18 protein-coding genes are annotated in these 25580 nt (G+C 61.8%); 10 read left to right on the plus strand and 8 right to left on the minus strand.

Going from position 1 to position 25580, the window contains the following annotated elements:
* Positions 1-6: 6 nt before the first annotated feature.
* Both J3P86_RS23585 and J3P86_RS23590 read right to left on the minus strand, forming a co-directional pair.
* Positions 7-936, minus strand: a complete 930-nt coding sequence (locus J3P86_RS23585) for an NAD-dependent epimerase/dehydratase family protein (protein WP_434698979.1) — start codon at positions 934-936, stop codon at positions 7-9.
* Positions 929-1813 carry a sugar nucleotide-binding protein gene (locus J3P86_RS23590; protein WP_434571510.1) on the minus strand — a complete coding sequence of 295 codons (885 nt, stop codon included), beginning with the start codon at positions 1811-1813 and terminating at the stop codon, positions 929-931. The genes J3P86_RS23585 and J3P86_RS23590 overlap by 8 nt, the downstream gene beginning before the upstream one ends.
* A 281-nt stretch (positions 1814-2094) precedes the next feature.
* On the opposite strand from J3P86_RS23590, the gene J3P86_RS23595 reads away from it, so the two are divergent.
* The gene (locus J3P86_RS23595) at positions 2095-6408 is read left to right on the plus strand and encodes a DEAD/DEAH box helicase (protein WP_434698980.1); all 4314 of its coding nucleotides are present in this window, start codon (positions 2095-2097) and stop codon (positions 6406-6408) included.
* 112 nt (positions 6409-6520) lie between these two features.
* Here J3P86_RS23595 and J3P86_RS23600 read toward each other — a convergent pair whose 3' ends face one another.
* The gene (locus J3P86_RS23600) at positions 6521-8608 is read right to left on the minus strand and encodes a mechanosensitive ion channel family protein (RefSeq protein ID WP_434698981.1); all 2088 of its coding nucleotides are present in this window, start codon (positions 8606-8608) and stop codon (positions 6521-6523) included.
* A gap of 324 nt (positions 8609-8932) precedes the next feature.
* On the opposite strand from J3P86_RS23600, the gene J3P86_RS23605 reads away from it, so the two are divergent.
* From J3P86_RS23605 to J3P86_RS23620, 4 genes are read left to right on the plus strand one after another with little or no spacing between them, the layout of a single operon-like run.
* Positions 8933-9859: a DUF72 domain-containing protein gene (locus J3P86_RS23605; RefSeq protein WP_434655285.1), complete on the plus strand. Its 927-nt coding sequence runs from the start codon at positions 8933-8935 to the stop codon at positions 9857-9859.
* The gene (locus J3P86_RS23610) at positions 9856-10668 is read left to right on the plus strand and encodes an endonuclease/exonuclease/phosphatase family protein (RefSeq protein ID WP_305498461.1); all 813 of its coding nucleotides are present in this window, start codon (positions 9856-9858) and stop codon (positions 10666-10668) included. Before J3P86_RS23605 ends, J3P86_RS23610 begins: the two co-directional genes overlap by 4 nt.
* Positions 10665-11963: a cardiolipin synthase ClsB gene (clsB, locus tag J3P86_RS23615; RefSeq protein WP_434698982.1), complete on the plus strand. Its 1299-nt coding sequence runs from the start codon at positions 10665-10667 to the stop codon at positions 11961-11963. The genes J3P86_RS23610 and clsB overlap by 4 nt, the downstream gene beginning before the upstream one ends.
* Positions 11950-12951: a lysylphosphatidylglycerol synthase domain-containing protein gene (locus J3P86_RS23620; RefSeq protein WP_434698983.1), complete on the plus strand. Its 1002-nt coding sequence runs from the start codon at positions 11950-11952 to the stop codon at positions 12949-12951. The genes clsB and J3P86_RS23620 overlap by 14 nt, the downstream gene beginning before the upstream one ends.
* A gap of 149 nt (positions 12952-13100) precedes the next feature.
* Here the strand turns inward: J3P86_RS23620 and J3P86_RS23625 are convergent, their stop codons facing one another.
* The 3 genes from J3P86_RS23625 to J3P86_RS23635 all read right to left on the minus strand — a co-directional run bounded on the left by J3P86_RS23625 (position 13101) and on the right by J3P86_RS23635 (position 16141).
* Positions 13101-13859, minus strand: coding sequence for an alpha/beta hydrolase family protein (locus J3P86_RS23625; RefSeq protein ID WP_434571500.1), 759 nt, complete (start codon positions 13857-13859; stop codon positions 13101-13103).
* Positions 13849-14958 (minus strand): DUF3182 family protein, encoded by a 1110-nt coding sequence (locus J3P86_RS23630; RefSeq protein ID WP_434672929.1) that lies wholly within the window; start codon positions 14956-14958, stop codon positions 13849-13851. The genes J3P86_RS23625 and J3P86_RS23630 overlap by 11 nt, the downstream gene beginning before the upstream one ends.
* Positions 14959-15148: 190 nt before the next feature.
* Positions 15149-16141, minus strand: coding sequence for a GlxA family transcriptional regulator (locus J3P86_RS23635; protein WP_434698984.1), 993 nt, complete (start codon positions 16139-16141; stop codon positions 15149-15151).
* Positions 16142-16278: 137 nt separating this feature from the next.
* On the opposite strand from J3P86_RS23635, the gene J3P86_RS23640 reads away from it, so the two are divergent.
* The 5 genes from J3P86_RS23640 to J3P86_RS23660 all read left to right on the plus strand — a co-directional run bounded on the left by J3P86_RS23640 (position 16279) and on the right by J3P86_RS23660 (position 21695).
* Positions 16279-16788, plus strand: a complete 510-nt coding sequence (locus tag J3P86_RS23640; protein ID WP_305498455.1) for a sigma-70 family RNA polymerase sigma factor — start codon at positions 16279-16281, stop codon at positions 16786-16788.
* Positions 16785-17750, plus strand: a complete 966-nt coding sequence (locus tag J3P86_RS23645) for a FecR domain-containing protein (protein WP_434698985.1) — start codon at positions 16785-16787, stop codon at positions 17748-17750. The genes J3P86_RS23640 and J3P86_RS23645 overlap by 4 nt, the downstream gene beginning before the upstream one ends.
* Positions 17751-17904: 154 nt before the next feature.
* Positions 17905-20298, plus strand: coding sequence for a TonB-dependent siderophore receptor (locus J3P86_RS23650; protein WP_434700680.1), 2394 nt, complete (start codon positions 17905-17907; stop codon positions 20296-20298).
* Between the two features lie 132 nt (positions 20299-20430).
* Complete coding sequence (locus tag J3P86_RS23655; RefSeq protein WP_434698986.1) at positions 20431-20988, plus strand: cysteine hydrolase family protein; 558 nt, start codon at positions 20431-20433, stop codon at positions 20986-20988.
* An 89-nt stretch (positions 20989-21077) separates the two neighbouring features.
* A complete protein-coding gene (locus J3P86_RS23660; RefSeq protein WP_434627791.1) occupies positions 21078-21695 on the plus strand; it encodes a hypothetical protein in 618 nt (205 codons plus the stop codon).
* Positions 21696-21744: 49 nt separating this feature from the next.
* Here J3P86_RS23660 and J3P86_RS23665 read toward each other — a convergent pair whose 3' ends face one another.
* Both J3P86_RS23665 and J3P86_RS23670 read right to left on the minus strand, forming a co-directional pair.
* The gene (locus J3P86_RS23665) at positions 21745-24132 is read right to left on the minus strand and encodes a TIM-barrel domain-containing protein (RefSeq protein ID WP_434698987.1); all 2388 of its coding nucleotides are present in this window, start codon (positions 24130-24132) and stop codon (positions 21745-21747) included.
* Positions 24129-25445 carry an MFS transporter gene (locus tag J3P86_RS23670; protein ID WP_434601986.1) on the minus strand — a complete coding sequence of 439 codons (1317 nt, stop codon included), beginning with the start codon at positions 25443-25445 and terminating at the stop codon, positions 24129-24131. The genes J3P86_RS23665 and J3P86_RS23670 overlap by 4 nt, the downstream gene beginning before the upstream one ends.
* Positions 25446-25580: the final 135 nt, after the last annotated feature.

A 25580-nucleotide genomic window follows, 5' to 3' on the forward strand; every position in this document is an offset into this window, starting at 1 on the left:
TGAAACTCAGCGCCCGAGTAACCGCGCCAGGCCCACGCTCATCGGCGTTTGCGCCGGCAAGTCGAAACGCTTCAGCAACCGACGGTTATCAGCCCGCGAATGGCGAATGTCGCCGGAGCGCGCCGGGCCGTAGCTGATCGCGGGCAAATCCCCGACCACGTCGGCCAGGGCCTGGAGCATCTGCTTGAGCGTGGTGGCCTGGTTCCAGCCGACATTCACCGCGCCCGCTTGCACTTCAGGTTTCTCGATGGCCTGCACCAGCACCTGTACCAGGTCTTCCACGTAGACGAAATCCCGGGTCTGCTCGCCGTCGCCGAACACGCTGATCGGCAAGCCTTTCTGGGCCCGCTCGCTGAAAATGCTGATGACCCCCGAGTACGGCGAGGACGGATCCTGGCGTGGACCGTAGATGTTGAAGAAGCGGAACATCACCGGTTCGAGATCGTGCTGGCGCCGGTAGAAGTCGAGGTAGAACTCGCTCGCCAGCTTGTCCGAAGCGTAGGGCGTAAGCGGCGCCTTGGAGGTGTCTTCGTCGATGGACTGGCCTTCACCATTGTTGCCATAGACCGCGGCGCTGGAAGCGAACAGCACCCGTTTCACGCCCGCCTGGCGCATGGCCTCGCAGACATTCAGGGTGCCGATGAAATTGCTCTGGTGGGTACGTACCGGGTCGTCCACCGAGGCTTGCACCGAGGCCACCGCCGCCAGGTGCGCCACCGCGCTGCACCCGGCCATGGCCCGGGCGACCAGCGCCGCATCGGCGACGTCGCCTTCGATCAGTTCGACTGCCGGGTTGTCCAGCGGCAGGTTGCTGCGCTTGCCGGTGGACAAGTCATCGAGAATGCGCACCGAATGGCCGTTGGCGAGCAACGCGTCGGTCAAGTGCGAACCGATGAAACCGGCGCCGCCGGTGATTAAAACAGGGCCTTTAGCCATGGCGATAAAACCTATCCAGTAAGCCCGGGAGTGCGGCGCGCCAGGCGCGTGGCTTGATCCCGAAAGTGTGCAGAATTTTCTTGCAGGCCAGTACCGCGTGCTGCGGTTCTTCGGCGGCGTCCGGCCGCGCGGCGTGGGCCTGGGGCGTGGGTGACTCGATGGCCAGCGGGTGCAGGGCGCGGGCTTCGGTAAGAATTGCCTGGCCCAGCGCCAGCGGCGTCGTCGCCTCGTGTCCGGCGTAATGGTACGTGCCCCACAGCGGCGCCGCGCAATCGAGTTGTTTGAGCACCGAAATGATTACCCGCGCCGCATCGTCGACCGGTGTCGGATTACCCCGGCGGTCGTCGGCCAGCAGCAGCTCTTCGGGCTGCTCGGCCCGGGCCAGGAACCGTCCGAGGATGCCATCGGCGCTGTCGTCCAACAGCCAGCCAAAACGCAGCAGCACATGCTGCGGACAGGTGGCGCGCACGCTTTGCTCGATGCGCCACAGTGCCTGGCCACGCAAGCCCAGGGGCACCGGCTCGTCTTTTTCGCTGTAGGCGGTGGCGCGCGAGCCGTCGAATACACGGTAACTCGAGGGTTGCACCAGGACGATGTTGTGATGCTGGCACAGTTCGGCCAGGCGCTCGACCGCCCGCTCCTGGCTCGCCAGGCGCTGCTCGCTGACGGTCTCGGCCTGGAACCAGTCGAAGTAGTACGCCAGGTTGATCAAGGCGTCCGGCCGGGTGTCGTCGAGCAACTGCGTCAGGCTCGCGGCATCCCAGCCATCTTCGGGCGGGCGGGGGGCAAGAAAACCGATGTCTTCTTCTGCACCGAGGCGAATCAGCGCCTGCCCAAGGGCATTTCCGCCGCCCAGTAACATAAGGCGCATTCGCATAAAGTCAGCAGGCCCAGTCTGTTGGCACAAGATTTTTGGTCGACAACGCCCGTGGGCGTGGTCGGAATCGTTGCATTTTGCGGGTTTAGTGCGCAACCGTCATCCGTAATGTGCAGATCGTGGCTTTGCGCAGGCCTTGAGGCCGCCATCGCGAGCAAGCTCGCTCCCACATGATTGCATGCACAGTCGAGATCCCCTGCTCGCGAAGGGGCCCTGCCAGGCAATAGAGATCCCGGACGGTACTTGCATCCTACCCACCCCACCCGCCTAAACTGCCCCTCATGAATCTGCCCCTTCCAGCCGACCACGCCATGGCAGGCTTTCACCCCGCCGTTCGCGCCTGGTTCAGCCAGACATTCCCGGCGGTCACCGCCGCCCAGGCCCGGGCGTGGCCGTTGATCAGCCAACGACGTTCGGTGCTGGTCGCGGCGCCCACCGGCTCGGGCAAGACCTTGACGGCGTTTCTCGCGGTGCTCGATGACCTGGTGCATCGCGGCCTGGAGCAAGGCGGTCTACCGGACCAGACCCTGGTGGTCTACGTCTCGCCGCTCAAGGCGTTGAGCAACGATATCCGCATCAATCTGCAAAATCCCCTGGCCGGCATCACCGAGCAGTTGCAACGAATGGGCTTGCCGCCGTTGCCCATCACCACGGCGGTGCGCACCGGCGACACACCGCAAAAAGATCGCACGGCGATGCGCAAGACCGCGCCGCACATCCTGGTGACCACGCCCGAATCGCTCTACGTGCTGCTCGGTTCCGATTCCGGCCGGCAGATGCTCGCCAGCACGCGCACGGTGATCATTGATGAAATCCACGCCATCGCCGCGAGCAAACGCGGCAGCCACCTGGCCTTGAGCCTGGAGCGACTGCAAGCGCTGTGCGCCGAACCGCTGGTGCGCATCGGACTGTCCGCCACGCAAAAACCCATCGAAGCGGTGTCGCGCTTTCTCGTCGGCCAGGGACGCACCTGTGAAATCGTCGACATCGGCCACGCCCGCCCACGGGACCTGGACATCGAAGTGCCGCCCGTGCCGCTTTCGGCGGTGATGGCCAACGATGTCTGGGAACTGGTCTACAACCGGCTCGCCGAACTGGCCCGGCAACACCGGACCACGCTGGTGTTCGTCAATACCCGGCGCCTGGCCGAGCGCCTGAGCCGGCATTTGAGCGAGCGCCTGGGCAAGGAGGCGGTGGCGGCCCATCACGGCAGCCTGGCCAAGGAATTTCGCCTCGACGCCGAACAACGCCTCAAGCGCGGCGAACTGCAGGTATTGATCGCCACCGCGTCCCTGGAGCTGGGCATCGACATCGGCGATGTCGACCTGGTCTGCCAGATCGCCTCGCCCCGTTCGATCTCGGCGTTCCTGCAAAGGGTCGGACGCTCCGGCCACCAGGTCGGCGGCACGCCAAAGGGGCGTCTGTTCGCCACCACTCGCGACGACCTGATCGAGTGCGTCGCCCTGCTCGACTGCGTGCGCCGTGGCGAGCTGGACATCCTGCACATCCCCGAGGCGCCGCTGGATGTGCTGGCGCAGCAGATCGTCGCCGAGGTCAGTTGCCAGGAATGGCACGAACAGGCGCTGCTGGAGATGTTCCGCCGTGCCTCGCCCTACGCCGAACTCGACGAAAATCACTACCAGGCGCTGTTGCAGATGCTCGCCGAGGGCGTCAATGGCCGCCAGGGTGTGCGCAGCGCGTACCTGCATCGCGACGCGGTCAGTCGGACCTTGCGCGGGCGCCGAGGCAGCAAGCTCACCGCCGTGACCAGCGGCGGCACGATTCCGGACAATGCCGACTACAGCGTGCTGCTCGAACCCCAGGGCCTGAACATCGGCAGCGTCAACGAAGATTTCGCGGTCGAGAGCATTGCCGGCGACGTGTTCCAGTTGGGCAATACCTCGTACCGGATCATCCGCGTCGAAAGTGGCCGCGTGCGGGTCGAGGACGCCCAGGGTCAACCGCCGACCATCCCGTTCTGGCTCGGCGAAGCCCCAGGGCGCAGCGCCGAGCTGTCCGAGGCCGTGGCCCGCCTCCAAGCCCGCCTGGATGAACTGCTCGGCGCCACACCGGGCAATCTGCAACCGGCCCTCGACTGGCTGACCGGGACCCTGCAACTGAACCTCGCCAGCGCCGAGCAACTGCTCGATTACCTCGCTCCGGCGCGCCTGGCCTTCGGCGCCCTGCCGTCCCAGGACACGCTGCTGATGGAGCGCTTTTTCGACGAATCCGGCGGTACGCAACTGATCATCCACACGCCGTTCGGCAGCCGCATCAACCGCGCCTGGGGCCTGGCCCTGCGCAAGCGTTTCTGCCGTACCTTCAATTTCGAATTGCAGGCCGCCGCCAGCGAAGACGCCATCGTGCTCTCGTTATCCACCAGCCACAGCTTCGAGCTGGACGAGGTCTGGCGTTACCTCAACAGCCACAGCGCCGAACAGATCCTGATCCAGGCGGTGCTGGATGCGCCGTTGTTCGGGGTGCGCTGGCGCTGGAACGCCGGCGTGGCCCTGGCGTTGCCGCGTTACGCCGGTGGGCGCAAGGTCGCGCCGCAGATCCAGCGCATGAAGAGCGAAGACCTGATCGCCAGCGTTTTTCCCGACCAGATCGCGTGCCTGGAAAATCTCGCCGGCGAGCGAGAGATTCCCGACCATCCGCTGGTGGAACAGACTCTCGACGATTGCCTGCACGAAGCCATGGACAGCGAAGGCTGGCTGGCCCTGTTGCGACGCATGGAAGCGGGCGAGATCCGCCTGGTCAGCCGCGACCTGCCGGCGCCCTCGCCCCTGGCGGCGGAAATTCTCAGTGCCCGGCCCTACACCTTTCTCGACGACGCGCCCCTGGAAGAACGCCGCACCCAAGCGGTGATCAATCGCCGCTGGAGCGATCCGCAATCCACCGATGACCTCGGCGCGCTGGACGCCGAAGCCATTCAGGCGGTGCGGGAAGAGGCCTGGCCGACGCCGAGCAATATCGATGAAATCCATGAAGCGCTGATGAGCCTGGCGTGCATCGCCGACAGCGAAGCCGACGCCGAGCCGTCGTGGCTGGAGGGCTTGCGGACCCTGGCCGAGCGCGGTCGCGCCAGCCATGTGCGGATCAGCGAGGAGCGTGGTTTGTGGGTACCGCTGGAACGGCTGACGTGCCTGCAAGCAATTTATCCACAGGCCCGATGGCAGCCGCCGCTGACGCCACTGCCGGGGTTTGATGAGCAGTGGGACAGCGACGACGCCGTGGTCGAGGTGCTGCGGGCGCGACTCAGCGCCTTCGGCCCGCAGCCGCTGACGGCGATCGCCTATCCGCTGGGGTTGTCACCCGCGCAAGCGACCCAGGCCCTGGCCCAACTGGAGCAACAAGGGTATGTGCTGCGCGGTCGGTTTACGCCGGGCACCGGGCAGGAAGAATGGTGCGAGCGGCACCTGCTGGCGCGGATCCACCGCTACACCGTCAAGCGCCTGCGCCGGGAAATCGAGCCGGTGACGCTGCAGGATTTCATGCGATTCCTCTTCGACTGGCAGCACCTGTCGCCATCCGCCCAAGGCCGGGGCAACGCCGTATTGCCATCGATCGTCAGCCAGTTCGAAGGTTATCCGGCGGCCGCCTCGGCCTGGGACAGCGACCTGTTGCCGGCGCGGATCAAGGATTATTCAGCGAGCTGGCTCGACGAACTGTGTCGCAGCGGCAAGTTTGTCTGGACGCGCCTGAGCGCCCGCCAGAAGCTGTCCGCCAGCGCCTTGCGCAGCACGCCGATCGTCTTGCTGCCGCGCCGCCAGGTCGGGCTCTGGAGCAGCCTAGCCGAGCAGACGCCGCTCGACGAGTTGTCGCCGAGGACGCAAAAAGTCCACCAGGCCCTCAGCGAGCACGGCGCATTGTTTTTCGATGAGTTGCTGCACGAAGCCCATCTGCTGCGCAGCGAACTGGAAAGCGCCTTGCAGGAACTGGTGGGCGCCGGGCTGGTGAACGCCGACAGCTTCGCCGGGCTGCGAGCCTTGATCACTCCCGCCAGCAAGCGCCAGGCCCGCAGCAGCCGGCGCGGGCGTGGAGCGTTTGTCGGCGGCATGGACGACGCCGGGCGCTGGGCCTTGTTGCGCCGCAGTTCGCCTGCTGCGCAACCGGGTAACCGCCCGGCGCCGACTGCGCCCGAGACCTTGGAACACATCGCCATGACCCTGCTGCGCCGTTACGGCGTGGTGTTCTGGCGTCTGCTGGAGCGCGAGGCCGATTGGCTACCGAGCTGGCGCGAGTTACTGCGCACTTTCCATCGCCTGGAGGCACGCGGCGAGATTCGCGGCGGGCGGTTTGTCAGCGGGCTGGCCGGCGAGCAATTTGCCTTGCCCGAAGCCATTCCCCTGCTGCGCGAAACGCGGCGCCGTCCCAGCGATGGCAGCCTGATCGCGGTGTGTGGGGTGGATCCGCTGAACCTCGCCGGGACCTTGCTGCCGGGAGCGAAAGTGCCGGCGCTGGCGAGTAATCGACTGGTATATCGCGATGGGTTGCCGGTGGCGGCGCTGATTGCCGGCAAGCCGCAGTTCTGGGTGGAGCTGGATGCTCAAGGGATGGCTGAGGCCAGGAGCAAGCTCATCCAGAAAAGTTGAGGGTGTCTGGGCGGCCCCTTCGCGAGCAGGCTCGCTCCCACAGGTTGACCATTCACCGCAAATCCAATGTGGGAGCGAGCCTGCTCGCGAAGAGGCACTCCGCTTTACCACATCATTGAGCTTGATCAGGCTGTTCATTCCCTGCCTTCGGCTCCTCGGCCAACCGCTTCGGCATCACCACCTGCTGTGGATAAGTCTGCGCAAAATGCACCGACGGCTCGTTATCCACAAGATTCTTGAGCCGCTGGTTGAACGCCCGGCTCACCGCATATTGCCCGCCTGACACAGTGCGGAACTGGGCGGTGAGCACCAGCCCGTTGAGGTCCATCTTGTCCACGCCGAACACATCCAGCGGCCCTTGCAGGTTGAACTTGAGGAACGGGTCTTCGGAAATCGAATCGCCAGCCTCGCGGATCAATTCAATGGCACGGTCCACATCGGTGTCGTAGGTGAACTGCACCGAGAAAAACGCAAAGGCGAATTGCCGGGACTGGTTGGTCACGGCCTTGATCTGCCCAAACGGCACCGAATGCACAAACCCCTTGCCGTCGCGCAGACGCAGGGTGCGGATGGTCAGGCCTTCGACAGTGCCTGCGTGGCCCGAGCTGAGTACCACCCAGTCACCGATGGACAGCGTGTCTTCAATGATGATGAACAACCCGGTGATCACGTCCTGTACCAGTTGCTGCGAACCGAAACCGATCGCCAGCCCCACCACCCCGGCACCGGCCAGCAACGGCGCGACGTTGATGCCCAGGTTGGCCATGGTGGTGATCGCGCAGATCACCACCAGGATGATCTTGGCGGCGTTGCGCAGCAGCGGCAGGATGGTCTTGACTCGCGTGCTGGGTTGGCGGGCGCCGCGCTTGTTGAGCGGCGGCTTGAGAGCCTCCTGGATCGCCGTGTCGAGCACCACCCAGGTCAGCCAGGTCATCAGGAAGATCAGGCCGATGCGGCTCAAGGAGTCACTGATCGCCCGGCCCACGGCGTTGCGCGAAGCGAATTCGAACAGGGAAATCCCCCAGATCCGCCCGAGGATTTCAATGAACGCCACCGCCATGACGATGCGCACCAAGGCGTGCAGCAAGCTCAACAGTCGTCCCTTGTAGGCGCTGTTACGCTGGATGGCTTCGGCCTTGGGCGACTTGAAGACGTGTTGGAATATGGTGCTGAGGAACACCATCGCGATCAACAGGATGGTGGTGAACAGGGCGCAACGCAGGGCTTTCTGGTTGTCTTCGCCGACGCCGATCAGGCTCACCGCCGACACCAGCACCATCAGCAGGATCGGCCAGTACCAGAGACCGGAAAAAATCCGCAAGGACTCCTGCAACGCCGGCTGTTTCAAGCGCTGGGCCAACGGTCGGTTGCGGATCAGGTGGGCCACCGGCCGGCGCATATGGATCACCAGCCAGCCAAAGATCATCGACGCCGACAGCCCGGTGAACACCGCAACGCTGCTGGTGATATTGCCGCCCAGTTGCCGGGCGATCTGCGGGCTGGTCAGTGCATCGCTGAGGGCGGCCAGAAAGCCGATCAGGAACAACGGCCGCGGGGTGAAACGACGAAGCATCGCCACCGCTCGCCGTTTGTGCCCGGCGTTGAACATCACGATCACGCAGAGCAGCACCGACGTGGAAAAAATACCGCTGCTGGTGGCGTAGGCGAAACACAGCGCCAGGGCGCGACCGACCGAGACTTGCAGGAAGTGGCTGACGTAAAGGGTGAGCGGCAGACAGGCCACAGCCGGCAAGGTATAGGGCAGCACATAGCCGAGCACGTCCAGCACCCGCTGGCGGGTGCGTAGCCAGCGGCGCCGGCGCAAGCGGCGCACCAGCAATCGCGCGGCGGTCCATATCAGCGCAAACGTCCCCAGCCATACGCCCGAGAGCAGCAGGAAATCCCCCGCCACGCGCCATGTGGAACGGGACGTCTGGTCCACCAGGCGATCGACTTCGTCCGCCGCCCGGTCCGCCCGCAGGCGCCAGGCGTCCACCAGGCTCTGGTTAAGGTCGAGCTTGTCCTGGACGTCATCGATGCTCGAACTGATCGCGCCCAGCAAACCGCCCTGCACCAGCGGTTCGGGCTCGGCCGGGGCCTCACTGGGATTGGAGGCGCCAGGGACAGCAGCGGTCCCGTAGGCGCTGGTGCCGGTCAGCGTCAGCAGGACCAACAGCAATACGGTGCTCAATCGAGACAAAACGCGGGGCTCCTTTACACGGGACAAGTAAGGAACTGATCAAGAATCAGCCGGCAAGTTCGCCAGAAAGGTCAATGCACGCCCTTGTGGTGAGGGGATTTATCCCCGCTGGGTTGCGCAGCAGCTTTAAAATCTGGCGCCTCGATTGTTTCAGGATGATTGCACCCGTCCTTGTTGGGCCTGCTGCGCAGGCCAGCGGGGATAAATCCCCTCGCCACAACGGCTCGCCACCTTTCCGTCGGTAAGACCACCGAAACTTTCCAGCCCGCGCGGCGGTCATCAAAAGACACAGGCGGTACGAGGTCATTGGCACGGGAGGGATACATGACGGCGATCCACATTGGCATTTCCGGTTGGCGCTACACGCCTTGGCGGGGGGATTTCTACCCCAAGGGGCTGGCTCAGAAGCGGGAACTGCAATTCGCCTCTCGCGCGGTCAACAGCATCGAAATCAATGGATCGTTCTACGCCCTGCAACGTCCCGAACGGTATGCCCAGTGGTACGCCGAGACGCCGGACGACTTCGTCTTCAGCGTCAAGGCGCCAAGGTTCATCACTCACATCAAGCGCCTGCGGGACATCCACAAGCCGCTGGCGAACTTCTTCGCCTCCGGGGTGCTGGAACTCAAGGAAAAACTCGGGGCTATCCTCTGGCAGTTTCCGCCGAGCTTCAAATTCGACCCCGAGCTCTTCGAAGAATTTCTCAAGCAATTGCCCCACGACACCGAAGCCGCCGCCGCGCTGGCACGCGAGCATGAACCACGCCTGGACGGCCATGCCAGCACAACGACCGACAAGAAGCGTGCGCTGCGCCATGCCGTCGAAATCCGTCATGAGAGCTTTATCGATCCACGCTTCGTCGCCCTGCTCAAACGTTACGACGTCGCCCTGGTGGTGGCGGATACCGCTGGAAAATGGCCGTATCGCGAGGACGTCACCAGCGATTTCGTCTATCTGCGCCTGCACGGCGCCGAAGAGCTATACGCCAGCGGCTATACCGACGAGGCGCTGAAGCGCTGGGGCGATCGGATCGAAGCCTGGAGCCACGGCACTCAGCCGAGTGACGCCCACCTGATCGATCCGAAAAAGAAACCCCGGGCGCGCAAGAGCCGGGAAGTGTTCTGCTATTTCGACAACGACATCAAAGTCCGCGCGCCGTATGACGCGCGCCACCTGCTGGAGCGCTTCGACCTGGACAAGCATCTCGCCACCGCTCCCGGCGTGCGCCCGGCCGAAGGGGTATTGCCATGACTACGCCAGAATCCAGCGAAGCCACCCGTGACCCGACCCAGCAATCGTTGCGGGATTTCGAACGGGTCAGCCGCTTCACCGTCCTGACGGTCAATACACACAAGGGGTTCACCGCCCTGAACCGGCGTTTCATCCTGCCGGAACTGCGCGAAGCCGTGCGCAGCGTTTCCGCCGACGTGGTGTTCCTGCAAGAAGTGCATGGCACCCACGAGCACCACCCCCAGCGCTACAGCAACTGGCCAAGCATCCCGCAATACGAGTTTCTCGCTGACACCCTCTGGCCGCAGTTCGCCTATGGGCGCAACGCGGTGTACCCGGCGGGCGACCATGGCAACGCGTTGCTGTCGAAATTCCAGATCATTCGCCACGAGAACCTCGACGTCTCCATCAGCGGCCACGAGAGCCGCGGCATGCTCCACAGCGTGCTGCGTCTGCCGGGTGGCGAAGGCCAGGACGTGCATGCGATCTGTGTGCACCTGGGGTTGCGCGAAGGTCATCGCGTCGAGCAACTGAAACTGCTTTGCCAGCGCCTAAGTGAGCTGCCGCCTGAAGCGCCAGTGATTGTCGCCGGTGACTTCAACGATTGGCGCGGCAAGGCCAATGACCTGCTCGCCCCCTGCGGCCTGCGGGAAGTCTTCGCCGAACAATGGGGCAAGCCGGCCCGCAGCTTTCCGGCACGCCTGCCGATCCTGCGCCTGGACCGCATCTACGTGCGCAACCTCAAGGCCCATCACGCCAAAGTATTGAATGTACGTCCCTGGTCGCACCTTTCCGACCACGCACCGCTGTCGGTGGAGATCGAATTATGAGCGCGACGATGAACAAGGCAACGGTGGAAAAGATCGAGGTCCCGCCGACCGAGAGCAACCCGGCGCTGAACGATATCGAATACGGCTGGCACGGCAACAACCGTGTCACGCTGCTGGAAAATGGCGAGGAATATTTCCCACGGGTTTTCGAGGCAATTCGCCGTGCCCAGGAAGAAATTCTCCTGGAGACTTTCATTCTGTTCGAGGACAAGGTCGGCTTTGAACTGCGCGACCTGCTGGTGGATGCGGCCAAGCGTGGAGTGCGTATTACCGTCAATCTCGACGGTTTCGGTTGTGGCGAACTGACCACCGAGTTTCTCGCGTCGTTGAGCGAGGCCGGGGTGCGCCTGCAGATGTTCGACCCGGCTCCGAGGCACCTGGGCATCCGCACCAACTGGTTCCGCCGCCTGCACCGCAAGATCGTCGTGGTGGACGGTGTGATCGCGTTTATCGGCGGGATCAATTTCTCCGCCGACCACCTGGGCGACTTCGGTCCCGAGGCCAAGCAGGATTACTCCGTGGAGATCAAGGGCCCGGCGGTGGTGGATATCCATCATTTTGCGCTGCTCCAGACCGGGCGGCCGGGCCGGGCCAAATACTGGTGGCAACGCCGCCGCAGCCGTCGCACCGAATTGGCGTTCAATGATCATGACGGCCAGGTGCGCCTGGTCTATCGCGACAACCATGAGCACCAGACCGACATCGAGGAGGTCTACCTGCAAGTGCTGCGCAGCGCCCAGCGGCGGGTAGTGATCGCCAATGCCTATTTCTTCCCCGGCTACCGGTTGCTGCGCGAGATCCGCAACGCCGCCCGGCGTGGCGTGGAGGTGCGGCTGATCCTGCAGGGGCAACCGGACATGATGATCGCCAAGCTTGCCGCGCGGATGCTCTACGACTATCTGCTCAAGGCCGGCGTGACGATCTATGAATATTGCGAGCGGCCGCTGCACGGCAAGGTCGCCCTGGTGGATGAGGACTGGAGTACCGTCGGCTCGAGCAACCTCGACCCGTTGAGCCTGTCCCTGAACCTGGAAGCCAACGTGCTGATCCGCGACCGTGCGTTCAACCGCGAGCTGTTCGAGCGCCTCGATCACTTGAGCCGCACCCATTGCACCATCATGCCCGAGAACCACGCACCGCGCGGGCTGCTCTGGCGCATGACCATCGGTTTCATGGTGTTCCACTTCCTGCGTCACTTCCCGGCCTGGGCCGGATGGCTGCCGGCCCATAAACCGCGTCTGAAACCTTTTTCACCGCCGACGGCGGTCCGGAGCGAACCCCATGAACCACTCTGAAGCGCAGACCGCGCCGGGAGACGCCCAGGCGCCGGAACAGGCCAAGCCCAAGTCGCGCTGGAGCCGCTGGAAACGCCCGCTGACGCTGGCTTTTTTCCTGCTGCTGATTGTGCTGTTCACCGCGTTGGCGCGCCGCATCGACTGGTCCGAAGTATTCGCCACCCTGGCGGATTTCAAGCTGCGCACGCTGCTGATCGCCGCCGCGCTGACGATCACCAGTTTCATCACCTACGCCTGCTTCGACTTGATCGGTCGCACCTACATCCGGCAGAAACTCGGCTGGCGGCAGATCCTGCCGGTGGGAGTGATCAGTTACGCCTTCAACCTGAATCTCAGTGCCTGGGTCGGCGGCATCGCCATGCGCTATCGGCTGTATTCGCGGCTCGGCGTCAGCACTGGCAACATCGCCAAGATCCTCGGCCTGAGCCTGGCCACCAACTGGTTCGGCTACATGACCCTGGCCGGCGTAGTGTTCAGCAGCGGCCTGGTGACCATGCCGCCGGGTTGGAAACTGAGCAGCAACGCGCTGCAAGGCGTCGGCGTGCTGCTGTTGCTGGCCAGTGGCGGTTACCTGGCGGCCTGCCGTTTCTCCAGGCGCCGGGCCTGGACGATTCGCGGTATGGAAATCAATCTGCCGTCCCTGCGCATGGCCGTCCTGCAATTGGCACTGGGCGCGCTGAACTGGTCGCTGATGGCGGCGGTGATCTTTACCTTGCTGCCGAGCAAACTGGACTATCCCGTGGTGCTGGGGGTGTTATTGATCAGCAGCATCGCCGGGGTGATTACCCATATCCCCGCGGGGCTCGGAGTGCTGGAAGCGGTGTTCGTCGCGCTGCTGCAGCATGAAGTGTCGCGAGGCAGCCTGATCGCGGGACTGATTGCCTACCGGGCGATCTACTTCATCCTGCCATTGCTGATTACCGTGGTGATGTATCTGGTGATCGAGGCGAAGGCCAAGGCGTTGCGGGTCAAGCCTGGGCTCAAGTGATGCGGCGCCTGGCATGGCGCCTTCGTCGGATCGCCGCCCGGAGCAGGCTCGCTCCCACAAGAGACCTGTGTGAACCCGGGCTCAGACTTTCTGCGAGTCCTTGTGGGAGCGAGCCTGCTCGCGAAGAGGCCCGCCAGGACACCAGCTGTCTACCGCTCCTGAATGATGCTCAACCGCTCGCCCACCACCATCTCCGTGATCCAGCTCACCAGGATCGAGGTGTAGGCCTGCTGTGACACGGGGTCACTCAGGGAATGGTCGGCGCCATCGATGATCCGATGAGTCAACGAGTGAGTCTGCTGGCAGGCGGCCCGGTAGCTCATGATCGTGGCGTGGGGCACATGATCGTCCGTCTCCGACTCCACCAGCAACACATCGCCGGTGAATTGCGCGCAGGCGTGCAAGGCCCGGTTGGTATCGGCGTGCACCAGGGTGCTGCGGTAATCGAGCAAGTCAGCCTTGTCGAGGTCGCGCTTGGGCGTGTGCCACTGCTCGTCGCGGTACAGCGCCGGCACCCGCAGGGCCAGCCAGCGCACCGGTCGCAATGAGGTAAGGATCGAGGCCAGGTAACCACCGTAGCTGGTACCGACCACCGCGATCGCCGAGGTGTCCAGGGCCGGGTGGGCGAGCAACCGGTCATAGGCCGCCAGCAAGTCCCGCAGGTTGTCCTCGCGCGTGACCCGCGACAGTGGAATCCCGGCACCACCGGTGTGGCCGCGCAAGTCGAAGGTCAGGCACACGCAGCCCAGGCCGGCAATGCCTTTGGCCCGCTCGAGATCTCGCTCCTGGCTGCCGCCCCAACCGTGTACGAACAACACACCGGGGACCTTCGACTTGGGGCTGAGGAAGGTTCCATTCATGTGTTCATCATCAATCGCAATCTGGATGGTTTCGCTTCTAGCCGTCATAGGATTGAACCGTTACGTATTTGAGTAGGAAATCACCATTTTCCGCAGCGCCGCGATAAACCTCCGTGGCGCCGGGCGGCAGCGGTTGGTCGGTGTAGGTTTCGACTGAGGACACCCGAACCGCGCGGATCGATGGGTCCTCGACGAACACCTGCAAGGCAGCCAGTTCAGCGCTGCTGGCGCCGCCCATTCGCCAGGACTGCTCCAGCACGCCACCGCGAGGCTGGCCCCCGGTATCCGTCCCTTGGGCAATGTCGTAGTTGCGCCGCGAAGCAAAGAACGTGGGGAAAGCCTGGTTGGCGGCGTCATCGAATACCTGCGCCAGCCGGACCGCTTCGCGCACATCGTCCGGCAATTCCAGGCCGAGAAGCTCGATGTAGCCCCCTTGCGCCACCAGCAGGTCGGAGCCGCCGTAGACCTCTTCCCCTTCGTTGTCGTGGGTCAGGTGCTGCACGCCGCAGTAGCTCAAGACCTTGCCGTTGATAAAGCTTTGGCCGACGCTCTGGGTCTTGACCTCACTGAGATTCTGTTCCAGCACGATTCCCTCGCTGAACAACGCCTGGGCGTCTGGAGCCGCGACGATCTCATCGAATTGCCCGATGCTCCGGATGACTCGCTGGCCACGTCCGGCGCAAGCATGGATTGGCTTGAAGCGAATCGGCCCGGCGTAGAGCAAGTGCTCGGCGGCCTGGCGCGCATCCTTGAGCGAAAACACGCTGATGCCATCGAGCACAACGCCCCGGGTCAGCTTGGCGAACAGCGGTGACCAGCCCTTCGGCGCGACCGCATCCTTATTCAACAGACCATGGGCAATCGCCTTGGTGCAGATGAAATCGTGGTCGACGTAACCGCCCCAAAGATCGTCCGGTCCCTTGACGCCCAGGCGCAACGCAGCCTCGGGACCGATCAGGGTTTGCGTAGGCAACAGGTACAGATCCCGCCCGGCGTGTTGCTGGCTGTCGTAACTGCCGCCGAACTCCAGGCCAAGGATATTCGCCAGCCAGCGCGCCAGCGCCCGATTGGTCTCGACTTCATGCAGGGGTGCCTGGGGATTGACCGAGTGGGCCACTACACATTTGTCACGATGGATCTGGGTCATGCGTTGTCCTTTCAACTGCGCTAAATAGCCGTAGCTATAAGGATTGCAGAGATCAGGCCAACGGCACGGCGGGGGACGAACGGTCAAGGAAACGGGGAGATGAGCGGATGATGTGGCACCGGGCCTGTTTCATTCTGCACGACTGGAGGCGGATGTCCGGCAATTTGCACGAAGCCACAGAGGCGCTGTGTCAGCTTTTGGCAGCACTCGGGTTCACCCCGAACCTTGCCCGGTAATCACTCGGCGCCAGCCCGGTGATTTTCTTGAACGTCGCTCGAAAGGCGCCCGGATCCTGATAACCGACGGTCCAGGCAATGTGGTCGATGGTACCGTTGGTGTACTCCAGCATTTCCCGGGCCTTGCCGACCCGCAGGTGTTGACAGTATTCGGTGGGCTTGAGGCCGGTAGCCGCGCGAAACCGGCGCAAGAACGTGCGCTCTTCCAGCCCGGCCTGTTCGGCCATCGTGCCAAGGGAAACATCCACCGCGCCGCTGCGTTGCAACCAGTGCTGCACTTTCAGAATCGCTCCATCGCCATGCCCGAGGATCGGCGCGAAATTACTGCCGCACTGGCTCGCGCTGTCGCTGTGCTCGATCACCAGAAACTGCGCGGTGCGTGTGGCAATGCCGGGGCCGAGCAAGCGGTCCACCAGCCGCAGCCCGAGCTCCGACCAGGCCATGAGCCCGGCGGTGGTGATCAGGTCGCCGTCGTCGACAATGGGTTTATCGGCGTTGAGCTTGATCTTCGGATAACGTGCCGCAAAGCTCTTGGCCGAGGTCCAGTGGGTCGTGGCACTACGCCCATCCAGCAAACCGCTTTCGGCCAGCAGGATGGAGCCGACGCAAACCCCGCCCAGTACCGTGCCGCTAGCGTGTTGCGCCCGGAGCCAATCCATCAGCGTCGGTGTTGCGACAGCTTCATTGAAGCCGGCAATGGACGGTGGGATCAACAAGGCGACCAGTGGCGCGTGCGGACCGGTATCACTGGCAAACACCCGCGACGGCATTTCTCCGCCCGCCGTTTGCCAGTGGCTCACGCGTAGCCGCGGCAGCTGCACACTGGCATGCTCCGCCGCAATGCCATCCGCCACGGCAAACAGATCGGTCAAACCATGCACCGCGGCCATTTGCGCGCCGGGGTAGATCAGCACGCCGAGTTCGACGAATGCCCTTTCCTGCGCCATGTCAGTTTCCCAGTATTTTTTTCAACCAATCGTTGCAAATCCCTGCTACGCACCAGACTTCCACCGGTCGGCTTTCAAAGCCCAAATGAAAGTGTAATGATAATACCTATCATTAACACCTTCCCGACGAGCCCGTCATGTCAGCAACTTCCAATGGCAACGCTCAACTGCACGAACTCTACCGCGATCATCACGGCTGGCTGCACGCCTGGTTGCGTCGAAAGCTGGGCAACCATGACCACGCGGCGGACATCGCGCAAGACACATTCCTGCGCCTGCTGGTTTCCGGACGTATTCCCGGGGTAGTGGAGGGTCGCAGTTACCTGACCCAGATCGCCCGCAACCTGGTGATCGATCAGTGGCGTCGACAGCGAATCGAACGGGCCTACCTGGAAAGTATCGCTCATTTGCCCGAACCCCAGACGCCTTGCCTGGAGACACGAGCAATCATTCTCGAAACGCTTCAGAAAATCGACGCGATGCTCGACCGCATGCCAGGCAATGTGCGGACGGCCTTCCTGCTGTCGCAATTCGAAGGCCTGGGCTATGCGCAAATTGCCGAACGCCTGCAAGTCACCGTCAGCTCCGTACAAAAATACATGACCCGCGCCATCCTGGCCTGCTACCAGACGGTCTACGAAGAATGAATCGCCGCGCCGAGCGTCCGGTTTCCCCGGCCGTCGTCGAACAGGCGAGCGAGTGGCTGATGCTGCATTGGGGCGGCGAGATGACTGACGCTCAACAGCGGGCGTTTGTCCTGTGGCAGCGCGCCGATGCCGAACATGCCAGGGCCTGGCAGCGCTTGCAGGATCTGCAGCAGACCTTGGGGCGCGTCCCGCGCGACTGCGCTCAGGCCGTGCTCAAGGATGCGCCGCAGCGCTCGCGGCGAGACATGCTCAAGTTGCTTTCGCTGATGCTGGTCACTGGCGCAACCGGTTATTCGCTGCACAGCCAGAAACCCTGGCGCGGCGCATTGGCCGATCAACACACGGCGGTCGGCGAAATCCGTCGGCTGACGCTGGAGGACGGCACGCGCCTGGACCTGGATACCGACAGTGCCGTGGACGTGCGTTTTTCTGCCAGTCATCGACGCATTCGTTTGATCAAGGGGGCCATCCTGCTGGAGACCGGGCACAACCCCGAGTACCTCCAGCGGCCGTTGATCGTGCAGACCGGGGCAGGCGAGATACAGGCGCTGGGCACGCGCTTCTGCGTGGCCGAGGCCCAGCAAGGCATCCGGGTCGACCTTTACACGGGATTGCTGGAAGTACGGCCTATCGCCGCAGCGGCCCAAAGGCTGGTGGAAGGCCAGAGCCTCTGGTTCGACCAGGACCGACTCGGTGTCGTCACCGCCACTGACCCAAACGCCGGCGCCTGGAGCGAGGGCCACCTGATCGCCGAGCGCCAGCCGCTGGGTCAGTTTCTGTCGCAACTGAGCCGCTACCGGCCCGGCATCCTGCGCTGCGATCCGGCCGCCGCACCGTTGCTCATCACCGGTGTATTTCCTCTGGCCGACACCGACGCCATCCTGGCGGCGCTGGCCCGCTCGCTGCCCGTGCGTGTCCACCAGGCAACGCGTTATTGGGTCACGGTAAAGCGTCTCACGTGATTTTTTCGCCGGGCATTGTCGGTTTTTCCTGTTGATACGGGATAGCTCTGAAACCCTTCAATTGCTATCGCCAGGGAGTATCGCAGTGCCCGTCCAAGCCCCTCTCCATTTCTTGCGCAACGGTTTGTTCCTCGGTGCCCTGGCTGCAACGCCAATGTTCTGCGCAACAGCCCAGGCTGAGCCCGCCAACATCGATGATGTTCGCCAGTACGATATCGCCGCGGGCCAGCTCGACCAGGCGTTGAACCAATTCGCCAGGACAGCCGGTGTGTTGCTGTCGGTGGACGCGCAACTGACCACCGGCAAGAGCACGCCGGGGCTGCACGGGCAATTCAACATTCCCGGGGCGCTGCAGCGTCTATTGGCGGGCTCGGGCTTGCAGGCCGTCAACAGCGGCAACGCCTGGTCTCTGCAACTAGCACCCGACAGCGCAACCTTGCAACTGGACGCCACACTGATCGGTGCCCGCAACGTTGGCGAAAACCCCTGGGGCCCCGTCGATGGCATCGTCGCCACGCGCAGCGCCACGGGCAGCAAGAGCGACAGCGCCCTGGTGGAGGTGCCGCAAACCATCAACGTGGTCACGGCTGACGAGATCAAGGCCCGAGGCGCCCAGACCGTCACCCAAGCTTTGCGCTACACACCTGGCATCACTGGCGGCGGCTTCTCCGATCGGGTGAAAATTTTCGACGAGCCGACATCTCGCGGCATATCCCCAGTCCCTTTGTATCTGGACGGCCTGCACTTGCCATACGGCGGGGGCAGCACAGGCGGCGCGCTGCAGATCGAACCGTACTCGCTGGAGCGCATTGAAGTGCTCAAAGGACCGGCCTCGGTGCTGTACGGTCAGAACCAGCCTGGCGGCATCGTCAACATGGTCAGCAAGCGGCCAACCCTCGAACCCGTCCACGAAGTGGTGTTGAAGGCGGGCAGCTACGACCAGATGGGTGTCGGCGTGGATATCGGCGGGCCCCTGGATGAACAAGGCACGCTGCTGTATCGCTTGACCGGGCTGGTCAACGACAGCAATTCGAGCATTGACTATGCCCAGCAGAAACGCCAGTTCCTCGCGCCGAGCCTGACCTGGCTACCTAACGAAGACACCAGCCTGACCCTGTTCGCTCAGTACCAACGCGATGACGCGGTTCCGGAAGCACAGGGATTGCCCGCCCTGGGGACGGTATTCAACAACCCCAACGGCAGGATTTCGCGGGACCTTTTCCTGGGCGAGCCCGGCGTGAATGACTACAAGCGCAACCAATATGCCCTGGGCTATGAGCTGAGCCATCGCCTGAACGATGTCTGGACCTTGAAGCAGAACGCTCGTTATGCCGTGGTGGACGACCATTACACCGCCCCGCTGCATGGCTATCGCTTCGTCAACAACCCCGTCACCGGCGCCGACGACAAACGCTACATGACCCGCTACGGCGTCGACTGGTCGCAGACCAACAAGGTCTTCGGTGTGGACAATATCGCCCAGGCCGAATTTGACAGCGGCCCCCTGAAACACACCCTGATCACCGGCCTGGACTACTACCGGTTCAACTCAAAATTCAAAGGGCTGTACGACTACAACCCGCCGATCATCGACATCTTCAACCCGGTCCATGGCCAACCTCTCAATTTCGGCAATCTGTACCGATGGGACAACACCATCACCCAGACCGGCCTGTACATGCAGGACCAGATCAAGCTCGACCAATGGGTGCTGGTGCTGGGTGGCCGCTATGACTGGACCGAAGTGGACAACAAGGAACCGGTCAGCGGCGCCCACAGCAACGTCCGCGACAGTGCCTTCACCGGGCGCGCCGGCCTGGTATACCTGTTCGACAACGGCCTGGCTCCGTTCATCAGCTATGCCGAGTCATTCCAGCCGGTGAGCGGCCGTGATGTGTCCGGCAAACCGTTCGAGGCCACCACCGGCAAGCAGTATGAGATAGGCCTCAAGTTCCAGCCGCCAGGACAGCAGAGTTTTGTGCAGTTATCCGTTTATCAACTGGACCAGGAGAACATGCTGACCACCGACCTGGACAATCCGGGCTTCAACGGCCAGACCGGTGCCGTGCGCTCGACGGGTATCGAACTGGAAGGCAAGGCCAGCCTGAACAAGTCACTGGACGTCATCGCTTCGGTCTCGCGCAACGATATTGAATACACCAAGGATAATGATGGCCGCCAAGGCAACCATTTGGCCGGCATCTCGCCGCTGACCGCCTCCGCCTGGGTCAACTACACGTTCCTGGGCAGCACTCCGCTGGCCGGATTTGGCGCCGGGCTCGGTGTTCGTTATGTGCGCAGCAGTCCCGGAACCGAATACCCGGGCACAGCCACCGCGCCCTCCTTCGACGTGCCGTCCTTTACTGTTTATGACGCTCGCCTGTCCTACGACCTCGGCCAATCGCCACTCGGCCTCAAGGGTGTGAAAGTCGACATGAACGTGGAAAACCTCGACGACAAGAAGTACGTGGCACGCTGTACCAGCAACTGGGACTGCTACTACGGCGATGGTCGAACCATGACGACAAGCCTGACGTATAACTGGTGAACCGAGCCTGACAATGCAGCGCCATTGCCGCATTGTCAGTTTTCCCCCGCTTATTGTCGTTGCGGCCAATCCTCGAAACCCGGACAAACGCCAATACTGGCGCCACATCCTGAGTTAAACGAGGAAGCCCCCATGTCCAAGCAAGCGCTCATCGTCGTAGATATCCAGAACGACTACTTCCCCCAGGGAAAATGGCCTTTGGTCGGTGCAGAGACCGCCGCCGATAACGCCGCCAGGTTGATCGAGGCGTTTCGCCAGGCCGGAAACCAGGTCGTGCACATCCGTCACGAATTCACCTCCGACGAAGCGCCATTTTTTACGCCCGGCTCTGAAGGTGCGCAGTTGCATCCCAAGGTACTCAACCGCGCCGATGAACCGGTCGTGCTCAAGCACTTCGTCAATTCGTTTCGCGAAACCGAGCTGCAAGCTGTCCTTGAACGCCACGGCATCGAGCGGTTGGTGGTGGTCGGTAGCATGAGCCACATGTGCATCGACGGCATTACCCGCGCTGCCGCTGACATGGGCTATGAGGTCACGGTGGTGCATGATGCCTGTGCCAGCCGCGACCTGGAATTCAACGGCCTCGTCGTCCCTGCGGCCCATGTCCACGCTGCGTTCATGTCGGCGCTGGGGTTTGCCTATGCGAATGTGGTGAGTACCGAGCAATTCCTGAGCGGCAGCCAGGCGTAGGCGCAGGCATCAACAGCAAGCGGAAATGACTAGGCGTGTGTGAGCGGTTACGACGAGAATGGCCAGATATCTTCCCAAGAGCCAGCCGCATGAAACGCAGACGCCCGCCGCGCCTGGTCGAATCGCCCTTCCCGACCGCTACATCAGCGCCACGGCACCCGCCCACGTGGGATTGCTCAAGCGACGTATCCAGGCCGGGATTCCTGGGGACCATGATCTACGTCGCGGCAATCTTGCTGGCCCTGCCTGCCTACTGGCTGGCAGTGTTCACCCTGATGCTGTTCAAGGTCGAAGGCCTGTCGTCGATTCACAAGCAGATCATTATGGAACCGCTGATTATCGCGCTCATGTTCATCAGTGCGTTCGCGGCCGTCTGTACGATCAACTGGCTCGTCTCCGGGCCCAAGGTGCTTGGCTTCTGTTTTGACGAACGCCAGCAACGCCTCACCTTCACCCAGCGCCGTCCTGCCCGGGAAACCACCGAGAAATGCGTGCCCTATAGCGACATCCATTACATCAAGCCCTACACCTTGAGCACTTTCGCCAATGTGAACCACTTTGATGTCGGCTACACCGGAGCCGATGGCAAGCCGATTTCGCTTCGGTTTTGGGTGGACATCACGGTGGCGGAAATGGAGTTCCATGCCACATGGTTGACGCAGTCGATTGGGGAGAGGATGCAGGAGTTATTGAATCTGGACTTGTGAGCCGGTGGACTTGCCCTCCTGGACCGGGAGGGCAAGACCTGCCAGCGAATCAATGAAGTTGTCCATGCTCCGGAATATCCGCCAACTTCAAAGCGCACCCACTACGGCCATTGATTCTCAAGGCTCGCGCATCCGTAATCTTCAAGGACACCTCAAGCTGCTCCCACGCCGGACAAAAGTCCCCTGTTTTAGCGATCGTCAAATCAATGAAGTCCAGGCCATATTCAAGGGTCCATTTGATGACAACGCAGTTGCCGTTTTTCCAGTCATGACTGATGCCGTCATCTTCAAACAGCACGCCGCTGGAGGCACCTGAAGGCGCAGGAAAAATCACCAGCTCGCGACGCCGATCAAGAGAGGGATCGTTAAGCTTGTGGCATTCACCGATCGGTATCGCAGCGCCCCCTCGCACCAACAAGGGCAAACGTTCCAAAGGCGCATCCAGAACAACGGATTGGCCACCTTCGTACCAGTCACCGGTATGCCAGTCGCACCATCCCGTCGCATTCAGGGGTAACCACACCTCGCGCTCGCGGGCGCCTTCCTCTACCACGCTGGCGACGAGGACATCTCGGCCAAGAAGGAACTCGTCGTTTTCCTCGAACGTTTCAAGGTCATGCTCGTGGTCAAGAAACGTAGGTCGCAAGATGGGCTCATCTTCGTTACTGGCTTGCCACAGCAAGGTATAGAAGTAAGGCATCAATCTGTATCGGAGCCCGATGGCGTCACGGACCGCATCGGTGACCGTTGGGTGCATCCATGGCTCATTGACGGTGCCATCGTCGTTCCAGGAGTGAATGGTGAAGCGCGGATGCATCACACCATTCTGGACCCAACGGACAAACAACTCCGGATCCGGCTTGTTACCCGAGAACCCACCTACATCGTGCCCGACGTTGTACAACCCCGACAGGCTCATGCCCAGGCCCATGCGGGTGTTGTAGCGGAGGGTTTTCCAGTTGGTTCGGTTATCACCGCTCCAAGTCTGAACGTAGCGCTGCATGCCGGCGCAACCTGAGCGTGAGATGAGATAGGGCCGTTCCGATGGCGAAAACCGCTGTTGTGCCTCTAAAGACGCTCTCATCATCAGCAATGCCATGACAGGCCGGATATGTTTGATTGCTATTTCGCGCCCGAAGCCGTGGCAGCGTGCCTCACCGTCCCACACCTCGAACTCATTGTTATCGTTCCACGTGCATTCAATACCCAGCTCCAACAGCTGTGTTGTGACATTCGACTGCCACCAGCTGACAGCGTCCGGGTTGGTGAAGTCCAGATGAGAGCCCTCATCGTCCCAGAAGACAGAGCGCTCTGGCATGTCGTGTTCAGAGTCGCCGATGAACATCTTTCGCCTGGCTACCTCGGCGTAGCGCGGATGGTCCTGCAAGAGACAAGGCTTGATGTTGGCAACCAGCCTGACGCCGGCATCACGGTAGGCCTGGGCAAGCGCCTTGGGGTCTGGGACCTTTTCACGGTTCCAGTTGAAAACATAACGTTTTTCGCCAATGGACGTGTACCCGGATGACAGTTGAAAAGAGTCACAAGGGATATCGTGCCGACGGCACAGATCAAGAAAATCCAGCAATTGTTCCTGGGCATTTTCGGCATCGGTGTAGTGCATCGTCGAGCCGCTGTAGCCCAGGCTCCATTTAGGCAGAAACAGAGTGCGTCCGGTCAGACGAACAAAAGCCTTCGTCACATCCAGTATGCGCGGGCCTGCAAGTACCCAGTAATCGAGGTCACCGGCATCCGCTTTGTACCGACGGTAGGGCCGGTGATAATTATCCAGCTCGTTCCCCAGATCAAAGAGGCTGGTGTTCAGGTTGTCATAGAACATCCCGAAGCTGGCGTGCTCCTGGTGCGTGATGACAAAGGGGATATGTTTGTACAGCGGGTCAGTGCTCGCAGCGTCATATCCCATTGCATCCAGGTTACGCATTTCAAAGCGTTTGCCGGCGCGATTCAAATCGCCGGTCTTTTCGCCGAGCCCGTAATAGCGATGTTCCGGCGCGCGAAGCTGGTAATGCTCCAGGCCTTCACCATGAGCATCAAGCGAATAGGCACCGGTGGGCCGATCCGAAACCAACGGCCTCCAGTCCTGGCCATCGTGGTATTCCCATTGCAACCACAGCGGACGATTTACCGTGATGCGGAGTTTTCTGGTCGTGAGTACCAACCGGTCCTGAAATTCTTCGACCCGGTACGCGGGCAAAGAAAAATCCGCCAACGACTCGCGGGCCCGGCCCTCCCAGGCGACATCCTCCCGGGGCGCGATGCTCCAGGTCCGATCCAGTGCCAACGCGCCTGCACGCATGAGCAGTACACGCGCCAAACCGTCTTCGAGGATATGAATTCTGAAGAGATGTCGGCCCTCGACCAGAAGCTCGATGTAGCCTTTTTCCTGGGCCTGTAATTCCCAGACTTTAAGTGACTTCATTGGGCACGCACCGCTTCAGGTTTGGACGCTCTGTCGGCGATAAACAAAATCATGAAAAACGCACCTATAAAATCAAAGAGCCCCATCGCAATGAACAATGGGTTGAATCCTATCTTGTCCACGCTGACACCGATGATCAGCGAAAAAATGAAGCTGGCAATCCAGGCACATGAGCCTCGCATTCCGTTCACAGTCGCCAGCTCATCCCGATCAAACGTTTCGACGACCAGTGCACTTAACATGCAGGAGATAATCTGGTGGCCAAAACCGCCGACTGAAATAAGCGCAATCGCTACATAGGGGTCTTCCACCTGGGTCATCACGGCTAACGAAAACATCAGGAACGCGCCGGTGATTGAACTGGCGACAATCGAATTCACACGGGTGCATTTGAAAAAACGATGGTAAGCGCGTGACAGGTAACCGCTGGCGACACTGCCCAGATCCGCCGCCAGAAACGGAACCCAGGCAAACAGTACGATTTGCTTGAGGTCCATTCCTCTTTCGTTGGCCAGATACAGCGGCACCCAGAAACTCATGACTGCCCATGCCGGCTCTGCCATGAAGGCGGGAAGCGCGATACCGTAAAATCGCTTGTCCCGACCAATCTTTTTCAACGCTTTGAAAAAAGGCATTTGCTGGCCGATTTTTTCGCCGTCTTGTTGGATATGCTTCAACTCATCGGGCGATAAGCGCGGATGAATAGTGGGAGCGTGGTAGAGCCATCCCCAGACGGCGGCCCATATCAGGCCGATCCCGCCGGAAATCAGGAATGCGCCCTGCCAGCCCAGGCTTACATGAGCCAGATAGATGATGGGAGGGGCGAGCATCGCCCCCAGAGAAAAACCAACCCCCGCCCATCCCGCAGCGATAGGGCGTTCTTTTTTGGGAAACCAGTCCCCTATCGCCTTGGCATTGGCGGGTGTAGCCGCTGCCTCCGAAGCGCCCATGAAAAAACGCAGAATCGCCAGATGTACCCAACTCGCTGCCCCGGCATGAAGAAGGCACATCACTGACCATACGACGGCGCATATGACGAAGCCGAGCTTGAGCCCGATCGCATCGATCAGCCAGCCGCAGACGGGTTGGAAAACTGTGTAGGCAAGTTGAAACGAGGCGACGACCCACGAGTACTGTTCCGTCGACATGCTGAACGTGGTTTTCAGTTCCGGCGCCAAGATACCCAGTGAATTGCGGGTTATATAGTTGACGGTGACGCCGAGCAAAAACAGGGAAAGCATCCACCATCGCAGATGCGGGATGAATTTTAGCTTGGCCGAAAGTCGAGCATTGCGTTCGATATCGATAGTCATCAATTCTTCGCCTGTCGCCGTATTTTCCGGCGTTTTGTTTTTATTTGAGGCTTGAACGCTATGGCAACTGCTCATGATCCGTACAGAAGCAGGCGTGTATAGATTTACATCCACCGCCGACGCAACTCGACAGAA

It is taken from the genome of Pseudomonas sp. D1-1 (assembly GCF_051132225.1).
In the GTDB taxonomy this organism is placed as follows: domain Bacteria; phylum Pseudomonadota; class Gammaproteobacteria; order Pseudomonadales; family Pseudomonadaceae; genus Aquipseudomonas.